Source organism: Humibacter ginsenosidimutans (assembly GCF_007859675.1).
Lineage (GTDB): Bacteria > Actinomycetota > Actinomycetes > Actinomycetales > Microbacteriaceae > Humibacter > Humibacter ginsenosidimutans.
Window position 1 is genome coordinate 1,900,484 of record NZ_CP042305.1, and the last position, 9,932, is coordinate 1,910,415.

General features: G+C 68.6%; 9 protein-coding genes. 3 read left to right on the plus strand and 6 right to left on the minus strand.

Going from position 1 to position 9,932, the window contains the following annotated elements; all coding sequences use genetic code 11:
- Window positions 1–14 precede the first annotated feature (14 nt).
- Window positions 15–662, plus strand: coding sequence for a biliverdin-producing heme oxygenase (locus FPZ11_RS08920; protein WP_146320150.1), 648 nt, complete (start codon window positions 15–17; stop codon window positions 660–662).
- 4 nt (window positions 663–666) lie between these two features.
- The gene (locus FPZ11_RS08925; protein WP_146320152.1) at window positions 667–1,359 is read left to right on the plus strand and encodes a DedA family protein; all 693 of its coding nucleotides are present in this window, start codon (window positions 667–669) and stop codon (window positions 1,357–1,359) included.
- Window positions 1,360–1,370: 11 nt separating this feature from the next.
- Here FPZ11_RS08925 and FPZ11_RS08930 read toward each other — a convergent pair whose 3' ends face one another.
- The 6 genes from FPZ11_RS08930 to ddaH all read right to left on the minus strand — a co-directional run bounded on the left by FPZ11_RS08930 (window position 1,371) and on the right by ddaH (window position 9,429).
- Entirely contained in the window at window positions 1,371–2,426 is a 1,056-nt protein-coding gene (locus FPZ11_RS08930) for a glycosyl hydrolase family 18 protein (protein ID WP_146320154.1), read from the minus strand.
- Between the two features lie 177 nt (window positions 2,427–2,603).
- Entirely contained in the window at window positions 2,604–4,418 is a 1,815-nt protein-coding gene (locus tag FPZ11_RS08935; protein WP_146320156.1) for an ABC transporter ATP-binding protein, read from the minus strand.
- Window positions 4,415–6,166: an ABC transporter ATP-binding protein gene (locus FPZ11_RS08940; RefSeq protein ID WP_246846664.1), complete on the minus strand. Its 1,752-nt coding sequence runs from the start codon at window positions 6,164–6,166 to the stop codon at window positions 4,415–4,417. Before FPZ11_RS08940 ends, FPZ11_RS08935 begins: the two co-directional genes overlap by 4 nt.
- 305 nt (window positions 6,167–6,471) lie before the next feature.
- Window positions 6,472–6,627 (minus strand): hypothetical protein, encoded by a 156-nt coding sequence (locus tag FPZ11_RS19225; protein WP_168203773.1) that lies wholly within the window; start codon window positions 6,625–6,627, stop codon window positions 6,472–6,474.
- Between the two features lie 272 nt (window positions 6,628–6,899).
- Entirely contained in the window at window positions 6,900–7,976 is a 1,077-nt protein-coding gene (locus FPZ11_RS08945) for a Glu/Leu/Phe/Val dehydrogenase family protein (protein ID WP_146320160.1), read from the minus strand.
- A 241-nt stretch (window positions 7,977–8,217) separates the two neighbouring features.
- Entirely contained in the window at window positions 8,218–9,429 is a 1,212-nt protein-coding gene (ddaH, locus tag FPZ11_RS20075; protein ID WP_146320162.1) for a dimethylargininase, read from the minus strand.
- 84 nt (window positions 9,430–9,513) lie between these two features.
- Between ddaH and FPZ11_RS08955 the strand changes: the two genes are divergently transcribed.
- Entirely contained in the window at window positions 9,514–9,888 is a 375-nt protein-coding gene (locus tag FPZ11_RS08955) for a tautomerase family protein (RefSeq protein ID WP_146320164.1), read from the plus strand.
- Window positions 9,889–9,932 lie beyond the last annotated feature (44 nt).

The window sequence follows — 9,932 nt, forward strand, 5'->3', positions numbered from 1 at the left end:
TGTTAGCCTTAGGTATGCCTAACCTCACCGCGACATCGACGGGTCTCGCCGACCTCGTTCGCGAGCGCACGATGGCCGCGCACCGCTCCGCCGAGAGCCGACCGTTCATCGTCGACCTGATGGGCGGGCGACTGTCGCTGCGGGCCTACGCCGCGTATCTGGCCCAGCTGTCGTACGTGTACGAGGCGCTCGAGGCGAGGGGGCATCTCGCGCTCGACCCTGACATCCTCGACCCCCGACTCGACAGGGTGGATGCCCTCCGCAGCGACCTGCGCCACCTCGGCGTCGTCGACCGCGACCTCGAGCATCCCGCGTCACAGGCGACCACTGCCTACGTGACGCACCTGCGCGGCATCCCGGCAGACGACCTCGCCGGATACCTCGGCCACCACTACACCCGCTACCTCGGCGACCTGTCGGGCGGGCAGGCGATCGCCAGGCTCGTGCAGCGGCACTACGGCGCCACAGCCGACCAACTCGACGCCTACCACTTCGAGGGCATCGTGCCCGTGCCGTTCAAGCGCGAGTACCACGCCGGGCTCGACGCCCTCGCGTTCGACGGAGCGCAGGTGGAGCGGTTCCTCGATGAGGCCGGGCTGGCGTTCGAGCTCACGTCGGCGGTGTTCGACGACCTCGGTGCCGCATACCGCCCCGGCAGCTGACGACATGCTGCACCAGAACGCCCTCGACGGCCAGCTCGCCGACCTCATCGGCAACGCCGGCGTGCTGCTGTTCTACCTTGTCGTCTGGGGCCTCGTGCTCGTGGGCACCGCACTGTTCGTCGGGGCGTTCGTGCCGTTCATCACCGGCGACTCGCTGCTGTTCGCGTCGGGGATCGTGGCGGCAGGGGCATCCGGTGTCGACATCGCGGTGCTCGCCCTCGGCACCGGCATAGCCGCGTTCGCGGGCGACCAGGTGGCCTTCGTGCTCGGCCGCCGGCTCGGCAGGCCCTACCTTCAGCGGCACGGCGGGCGCCGGACACAGGCTTTGATCGCGAAGACCGAGTGGTTCTATCGCACGTTCGGCTGGTGGTCGGTGGTCGTCGCCCGCTTCGTGCCGTGGGCGCGCGTGTTCGTGCCGGTGATCGCCGGTGTGGCGGGCATGCGGTACTGGCGCTTCGTCACCGCCAACCTCGTCGGCACGCTCGTGTGGGCGGTCGGCATCACCGTGGCCGGGTACTTCGCGGCGTCGATCCCGGCCGTGCGCATGGTCACGTACGCCGTCGCCGTGGTGTGCATCATCGCGTCGGTCGTGGCGGGCATCCGGGCCTGGCGCATCGACAGGCGCGAGCGGGCTTCGGCTCTCGCAGGAGCGGAGACGGCCGAGGGCGACACGGCCCACGGCACCGCCGGGGCCTGATCGGGGCTTCGTCAGTCCAGGGCGTGCAGCTGCTTCGACACCGATCTCGCAAAGGCGTAGTCGTTCGAGGCATCCCAGTTGATCGACCAGGTCATCGCTCCGCGCAGGCCGCGGTATCTCGTGCTGGGCACGTAGTTGCCGCATCCCGTGCCCTCGGTCAGGCAGGTGAGCGCCCTGTCGACCTTGCCGGGATCGAGGTAGCCGTTGTCCGCCGAGGCGTGCATGGCGGGAAACCCGATGCCGAGTTGCTGCGGCGCGAGGCCGGCGCGCACCTGCGCGCAGGTCTGCGCCGTCGCGAAGTCGATCGTCCCCGCCTCGTAGACGCCGTTGCCGCAGCCGACCATCGATCCGGAGTTGTAGTACTGGGTGTTCACGATCGTGAGCACGTCGCGCACGGCGAGCGCCAGCTGAAGGTAGGGGGCCGCCGCGTCGGCCATGTCGGCGGTCTGCGGCGCCATCGTGATGATCGCGCCCGGTCTCGCCGCCGCGATCGCCGTGATCGCCTTGGCCAGGTGCACGGGGTCGATGCCGTTCTCCAGGTCGATGTCGACGCCGTCGAAACCGTACTTCGTCATCAGCGCCTCGACGCTGGAGGCGAAGGCAGCCGCACTGGCGTCGTCGGTCACGGCGACATTGCCGAGCTCGCCGCCGACCGAGAGGATGACGTGCTGTCCTCTGGCGTGCAGCGTCGCGACGTCCGCGATGAAGTCCGCGTCGGTGTATCCACCGACCGCGCGGGCGAGGTCGGCGTCGATCGCGAACGTGACCGCGCCCGGTGTGGCCGGATCGGCGGACGCGAAGGCGACGGCGACGAGGTCGTAGGCGCGCGGCACCTGGGCGAGCTTGAGCGGCTCGGCATTGTTCTGGAAGTCCTGCCAGTAGCCGGTGAGCACGTGCTTCGGCAGCGCGGCAGCCGCACCCGTGAGGTGCGGGGCGGACGGAAGAGGATCGGGGGCCGCGGATGCCGTGTGCGCAGCGGTCTCTGCGCCGGGCGACGTGCAGGCGGTCAGGATGCCGGCGGCCGCGATCACGACGGCGGCCACGGCGAGGCTTCGGAACGGGCGCAACGCAGAGCTCCTCGATGAACGAGTGGGATGCGGCGGCGGTTCAGCCTATCCAGGCGCGGGGACGCCGGTCAACGACTGACGCCCCCGCGTGGCCACTCGTGTCTGCGCCGGCTTGTGTCGCTCGCGCCGGAAAACCTGGCGCTGCAGTCACAAGCCGGCGCAGTCAGGGAGCCGCCATCACACCAGCGAGTCGCGCCAGGCGGCGTGCAGCTGGGCGAACCGTCCGGTGCCGGCGATGAGGTCGGCCGGCGTGCCGTCCTCCACCACCTTGCCGTGCTCCATCACCAGCACCCGATCGGCGATCGCGACCGTGGACAGACGGTGCGCGATGATCAGGGCCGTGCGGTCCTTGAGCAGAGTGAGCAGGGCATCCTGCACCAACCGCTCGCTCGGGATGTCGAGCGAGCTCGTCGCCTCGTCGAGGATGAGCACCGCCGGGTTCGCGAGAAAGGCCCGCGCGAACGAGATCAGCTGTCGCTGACCCGCCGAGACGCGACCGCCGCGCTTGTTCACGTCGGTCTCGTACCCGTCGGGCAGTCCCTGGATGAACTCGTCGGCGCCCACCGCCACGGCGGCGGCACGGATCTCGTCGTCGGTGGCGTCAGGCTTGCCCAGAGCGATGTTGTCGGCGACGGTTCCGGAGAACAGGTACGCCTCCTGCGTGACCATGACGATCGCGCGGCGCAGGTCCTTCGGATGCAGGTCGCGCAGGTCGACGCCGTCGAGCGTGACCGAGCCCTTCGTGGGGTCGTAGAACCGCGCGATGAGCTTGGCCAGCGTCGACTTGCCCGCTCCCGTCGAGCCGACGAGCGCGATGGTCTGCCCTGCCGGCACATCGAGCGTGAACTCGGGCAGGATGACGCGATCGCTCTTGTAGGCGAACGTCACGTCGTCGAAGTTCACGTGGCCCTTCGCCTGCCACAGGTCGACGGGCCGCACCGGATCCGGCACGCTCGGCTCCTCCTCCAGCACGCCCGAGATCTTCTCGAGCGCTGCCGCGGCCGACTGGTAGGAGTTGTAGAACATGGCCATCTCCTCCATCGGGTCGAAGAACCGACGGGTGTAGAGCAGCACGGCCAGCAACACACCGATGGGCAGCGCCCCGCTCGCCACGCGGAATCCACCCACCAGCAGCACGACGGCGACGGTGATGTTGCCGATCATCACGAGTCCCGGATCGAAGATCCCGAACAGCTGGATGGTCTTCGCGTTGACGTCGCGGTAGTCCTCGACGAGGTCGCCGAACTCCTTCTCGTTGCGCTTCTCCTTGCGGAACGCCTTGACGGCGCGGATGCCCGTCATGGTCTCCACGAAGTGCACGATGAGCTTCGCGGAGGCGACACGCGAGTGCCGGAACAGCACCTGCGAGCGCTTCTGGAACCACCGCGTCAAGAAGTACAACGGCACAAGAGAGCAGAACAGGATGAGCCCTGACACCCAGTCGTTGATGAACATGAACACCGCGATGAACCCGGAGTAGAGCACGCCCTGCACCAACTGGTTGATGCCGGAGTCGAGCAGCTCGCGGATCGAGTCGAGATCGCTGGTCTGGCGCGAGATGATGCGGCCCGACGTGTACGACTCGTGGAACTCGAGGCTCAGCCGCTGCGTGTGCAGGAACACCCGCTTGCGCAGATCGAGCAGGATCGCCTGGCTGATGCGCGCCGACTGCACCGTGTACCACGACACGGTCAGCGCACCCACGATGCCGGTCATCAGGTAGGCGGCGCCGGTGAGGGCGATCGGCCACCAGTTCTGCGAGGTGAGCGCCGAAATCCCCTGGTCGACGCCGATGCCGATCAGCGTCGGCCCGATCACCTGGGCGAGCGTGGAGATCACGATCACCGCGAGCGCCCACATCACCTTGCCGCGCAACGGCCGCATCAGCGACCCGAGCAGCCTCAGCGAACGCCGGCGGATCTGCCGCGACTCCTCCTTGGAGAAGTCGTTGCGCTCCTCGCCGGCGACGCCTTGAACGGTCACCGTGCTCATACGTTCACCTCCGTCATGATCTCTTCTTCTTCGTCGTCTTCCAGGCTCGAGATGACGAACCTGTAGTGCTCGTTGGATGCCAGCAGCTCGCTGTGCGTCCCCACCGCCGTGATGCGTCCCTCCTCGAGCAGAGCGACCCGGTCGGCGAGCATCACCGTCGACGGACGATGCGCCACGATGAGGGCGGTGGTGGATGCCAGCACTCGCCTGAGAGCGGCCTCCACGAGCGCCTCCGTGTCGACGTCGAGCGCCGACAACGGGTCGTCGAGCACGAGCACCTCGGGGTTCGCGGCGACGGCGCGCGCGAGCGCGAGCCGCTGCCGCTGGCCTCCGGAGAGGCTCAGTCCCTCTTCGCCCACCTTCGTGTCGACGCCCTCAGGGAGGTCGTAGGCGAAGCCCGCCTGCGCGACCTCGAGGGCTTCCGTCATGACGGCATCCGCTGCCGTCTTCGTCGCCGGATCGTCGCCGACCAGGTCGGCACGGCCGAGCAGCACGTTGTCGCGCACCGACGCGGAGAACAGCGTGGCATCCTCGAACGCCATGGCGATGTGCGTGCGCAGCTCGCCCCTGGTGAGGTCGCGGATGTCGACGCCGTCGAGTGTGACCCGGCCGCCCGTCACGTCGTAGAGACGCGTGGTGAGCGCGGTCAGCGTCGACTTGCCGCTGCCCGTGAGCCCGACGAGCGCCATGGTCTCCCCCGGCTCCAGTTCGAGGTCGACGCCGTCGAGCAGGTCGGGGTAGCCGTCCGGCGTGTCCGGATAGCGGAAGTGCGCGTCGCGGAACGCGAGTCGCCCCTGCGGGTTCGCGATGGTCTTCGGCTGCGCGGGGTCGTCGATGTCGTTGGTCGTGTTCATCACGTCGAAGAACCGGTCGGCGGCCGTGCGGGTGTCGAAGGTCATCGACAGCAGGAAGCCGATCGACTCGATCGGGAACCTCAGCACCGTCGCCGTCGCGAAGAACGCGAGCAGCTGGCCTGCTGTGAGCGACCCCGTCGACACGAGCCACACGCCCACCACGAGACACACGGCGAACGCGACATCGGGCACCAGCAGCAGCCACAGCCAGATGCCGGCGATGGCCTTCGCCTTCGCGATCTCCGTGCCGCGCAGGTCTTCGGCCTGCTTCTCGAAGTTGCGCAGGGCGTGCCGACCGCGGCCGAACGCCTTGAGCACGCGGATGCCGTGCACCGACTCCTCGACGGCCGTCGCCAGGTCACCGGCCTGGTCCTGGCTGCGCCGGGCGATCACCGAGTAGCGGCTCTCGAAGACGTAGCCGTAGATCCACAGCGGAATGGAGCACACCATGAAGATCACGGCGAGCAGCCAGTTCCAGGTGATCAACACGACGAAGCCGATGATGATCGTGAGGATGTTCACGAACAGCAGCACGAAGCCGAAGCTGAGCCAGCGACGGATCAGGTTGAGGTCGCTGACGGCACGGCTCAGGAGCTGACCGGAGGGCCAGCCGTCGTGGAAGCTCACCGGCAGGTCCTGCAGCTTCGCGTAGAACGCGTTGCGCAGATCGGCCTCCACCTTCGTGCCGGGCGTGAGCACGAACCAGCGGCGCAGTGAGATGAGGACCGCCTCCGCGACGCCGAGCAGCAGCACGAGCAGCGCGGAGGGCACGACCTGCGAGGGGTCGCCGTCTTTCATCGGGCCGTCGACCAGTGCCTGCAGCACGATCGGGATCAGCAGCGCCACGATCGACGCGCCGATCGCCGCGACCATGCCGAGGTAGATGCGCCGCATCGCCGGCTTCGCGAAGGGGTGGATGCGCGCGAGGGAGCGGAACGTGCTCAGCCGCTTGGGATCCGAGGGTGCGCGTTCGTGTTCGGGTGGATGGATCTGGTGTGCCTTGTCGGCAGCCATGGTTCACCGTTTCGTGTCGAGATGGATTGATGGCGACAGCTGTGCTGTCGGGCGGAGAGGTCCGAGCGGGGGTCGCGTCGAGAAGAGTCGACAGAGGTCCCGTACAGGTCGGACGTTCGCAGTTCCGGACGGAGTCCGGTGGTGCCGGATCGGCTGTGGTGCTGGGCTGGGCGGTGCCCCTGCAGTCAGCTCATCGGGCGGGCGGCCGCGTCGATCCCGGCGATCCCGCCCGGCCGCTTGCCGTACCCCGCGGATGTTTCGGTCGGTGTGCCGAGGACGGCGGGCACGACACGAACTGCGAATCCCGCACGCGTACGCGTGATCTCGGTCTTCGTCATCATGATGCCCTCCTCATGTTCGGGGACGCTTCCGACAATGGAGGCCCCGCGTACCGACCAATCTTCCGTCTGCCGCGCGCGTGCAACGATTCAGTGCTCGAACCACGAGTCACGACAGCAGATCAGGCTATACCTCTCCCGACGCGTGACGCAACGCACGATTTCCGGTCGCCGACATGGCAAAGGCCCGGAAACATGCCGGTCTGGCATGTTTCCGGGCCGAGGGTGCGATCCGTCCCGTCCGGCGAACGCCGCGGGGCGCCGCGAAGAGCGGCTCAGACCAGGGCGGGGACCGCGTCGAGCCTGGACAGGGCGAGCGCTTCGGCGGCCGCGAGGGTCGTGGTGTCGCCGGAGCGGGCATCCTCGAAGATCTGTGCCACGGTGTCGCCGATCTGCTCGACGCGCTCACGGGTGGCCTCGGCTGATGCTCCCGGCCTGGTCAGCGTGTCGAGGAAGATCACGCCGCCGGCGTTCACCACGAAGTCGGGCGCCCAGGCGATGCCGCGCTCGCGCAACAGGTCGGCGCCGCTCCGCTCGGCGAGTTGGTTGTTCGCGGGTCCGACGACGGCCTTCACCTGGAGCGAGTCGATGACGTCGGCGGTGAGGATGCCGCCCACCCCGGCGGGAACGAGCACGTCGCCGCGCACGCGCACGGCCTCGTCGGGCTCCGTCCATTGCGCGCCGAGCGCGGCCGCCACCTCCCGCTTGGCGGGGTTGACGTCGGTGACAGTGAGCACGGCGCCGTCGCCGGCGAGCCGCGTCGCCAGCAGCGATCCGACGTGCCCGAGGCCGACGACGGTGAAGCGGCGGCCCGCGACCGTGCGGTCGCCGAACGCGGCATCCAGGGTGGCGAGGATGCCCGCGTACACCCCCTGCGCCGTCGCGTCGCTCGGCTCCCCCACACCGCCCTTGTCGGAGGGAAGTCCGCACACGTCGCGGGTGCGCTCGGCCACGACCGCCATGTCGTCGGCGCTGGTGCCGACGTCTTCCGCCGTCATGTAGGCGCCGCCCAGACTCTGGATGGCGTCGCCGAGATCGAGCATGACGTCACGGCGTCGCTCTGCCGTCAGCTGCGTGCCGCGCGGAAGGTAGATGACGGTCTTGCCGCCGCCACGCTGCAGCCCGGCCGCGGCGTTCTTGTAGGTCATGCCCTCTGACAGGCGCAGCGAGTCGTAGACGGCGTCGGTCCAGGTGTCGTAGGTCCACAGACGGCAGCCGCCCAGCGCCTGGCCCAGCTTGGTGGAGTGCACCGCGATGCTGATGGTCAGCCCGCTGCGCTCCCCCTTCTGGATCGACAGCTTCTCGTGCGGCAGATCGGTGCCGATCGAATCGAGAGAGGGCATGACAGACATCGGTGTCTCCTTGGGTCACGGCCGCGAGCACGGGTGGGCGTCGGGCGAAAGATCCCGCCTCATGAGCGGGACCCCACCATCCTGCCACCGTGCGCCCGTGCGGCATCGATCATCGCCGGTTTCGGCGTCACGAAAACCGGAGTCGACGACGAAGGGCGGCGAGATTCTCCGGTATTCGTGCCGAGAGCGCGATCACTCCGCTCTTCGGAACGGGCGTGGCCGGATCAGCCGACCAGGATGCTCAGCCGACGAGGATGCTCAGGCAGGTGACGCAGCCCTCGAGCTTCTCGAACTCCGAGATGTCGACGGTGACCACGCGGTAGCCGAGGTCGCCGAGCAGCTCCGCCGTCTTGGGGGCGGATGCCGCCAGCAGCACCGTGTCGGCCGACAGCGCCACCACGGCGACGCCGCTGGGCTCCGGCACCGGGATGAACCGCGTGAAGACGCTGGTGTCGGCGATGAGGTCGGCATTGCCGATGACGGTTCCGTCGGGCAGCGCGGTGACGACGGACTTGAGGTGCAGCGCACCCTTCACGGGCACCGCGACGACCGAATGGCCGTGCTCGGCTGCGATCGCCCGCAACTGGCGGACGCCTTCGGCATTCGTGCGCTCGCTGCGACCCACGTACAGGGTCGAGCCGACGTGCAGTACATCGCCGCCCTCGAGCGTTCCCGGTTCCTGGATGCGCTCGATCGGCAGTCCGAGCTCGGTGAGCGTCGCCTCCGTGCCGGGGGTCTCGCCGCGTCGCTGCTCGGCGCCCGGGTGGGTGATGACGGCGATGTCGTCGAACACGACGGCGGTGTCTTCGACGAAGACCGAGTCGGGCAGCACCTCGGCGGAGGCGACCTCCACCGTCTCCCAGCCGTTCTCCGAAAGCGCGGCGACGTAGGCATCCCACTGCTCGTCGGCCTTGGCCGTGTCGACGGGCACCCGCTCGATGTTCGAGACGATGCCCTCCGCGAGGTTGGTGGCCGGGATGCGCACCAGCGCCACCCTGCGGCCGCGCACGGCGGCGGTGTCGTAGCGCGTGATGGCGCCGTACAGCCAGCGGCCGAAGGTGGGCGTGAGCACGGTGACGAGCAGGATGTAGACCAGGTTGCGCTCGCCGGTGACGCTCCAGAGCACCGCGATGTCGGGCTTCTGCGAGTTGGTGACGAGATAGATCATGGTGTCGAGCGCCGTGGCGATGACGCCGGTGACAAGACCGGTGATGAGCGCGCCCCACCAGGTCGTCAGGACGTCGAACAACGCGGCGACGGCCAGCAACACGAAGGTGAACACCGACGCGAGCGTGAAGAAGCCGCTGAAGAACACCACTGCCGCCCAGCCGGCGCTCTGCGCGCCGAGGAATGCCTCGTTGCTGAGAACAACGGTTCCGATGTGCACCAGAAGCGCGACGAGGAAACCGGTGAGAACGGACGCCACGATCTTGCGGCTCCAAGCGACAGTCATGAAATCGACACTAGTGGAGCGGATGCTATGCGACCGCTGGACGAAAGCGGCACCGGCCGGGGGCTTCGTCGCTACGGTTGCCTCATGCCACTCGTACGAATCGACAGCACCGACGCGCCCCTCGACCTGCTCGAGCGTCTCGGACAGGCCGTGCACGACGCGCTCGTGGAGGCGATCGGCATTCCGACCGACGACCACTTCCAGGTGCTCAGCAGCGGGGCATCCCGCGTCATCGCCGATCCGGGGTACGTCGGCGTGAGCCGTGACGAGCACGCGGTCATCGTGCAGGTCGTGCTGCGCTCCGGCCGCACCGTCGAGCAGAAGAAGGCGTTCTACGCGGCCGTCGCCGCGAAGGCGTCCGCCGCGGGTGTCGAGCCCCGCAACGTGACGATCGTGCTGATCGAGAACGAGCTCGAGGACTGGTCGTTCGGAGAGGGCATCGCGCAGTACCTGCGGTGACCGGGCTCGCACGGCCTCGCCCGATGGCCGAGCGATGCCCGCGG

Excerpts from the sequence above, each read along its gene's own strand:
- FPZ11_RS08935 (WP_146320156.1), bottom strand. The coding sequence starts at position 4,418 with ATGAGCACGGTGACCGTTCAAGGCGTCGCCGGCGAGGAGCGCAACGAC.
- FPZ11_RS08925 (WP_146320152.1), top strand. The coding sequence starts at position 667 with ATGCTGCACCAGAACGCCCTCGACGGCCAGCTCGCCGACCTCATCGGC.
- FPZ11_RS19225 (WP_168203773.1), bottom strand. The coding sequence starts at position 6,627 with ATGATGACGAAGACCGAGATCACGCGTACGCGTGCGGGATTCGCAGTT.
- ddaH (WP_146320162.1), bottom strand. The coding sequence starts at position 9,429 with ATGACTGTCGCTTGGAGCCGCAAGATCGTGGCGTCCGTTCTCACCGGT.
- FPZ11_RS08920 (WP_146320150.1), top strand. The coding sequence starts at position 15 with ATGCCTAACCTCACCGCGACATCGACGGGTCTCGCCGACCTCGTTCGC.
- FPZ11_RS08945 (WP_146320160.1), bottom strand. The coding sequence starts at position 7,976 with ATGTCTGTCATGCCCTCTCTCGATTCGATCGGCACCGATCTGCCGCAC.
- FPZ11_RS08955 (WP_146320164.1), top strand. The coding sequence starts at position 9,514 with ATGCCACTCGTACGAATCGACAGCACCGACGCGCCCCTCGACCTGCTC.
- FPZ11_RS08940 (WP_246846664.1), bottom strand. The coding sequence starts at position 6,166 with ATGCGGCGCATCTACCTCGGCATGGTCGCGGCGATCGGCGCGTCGATC.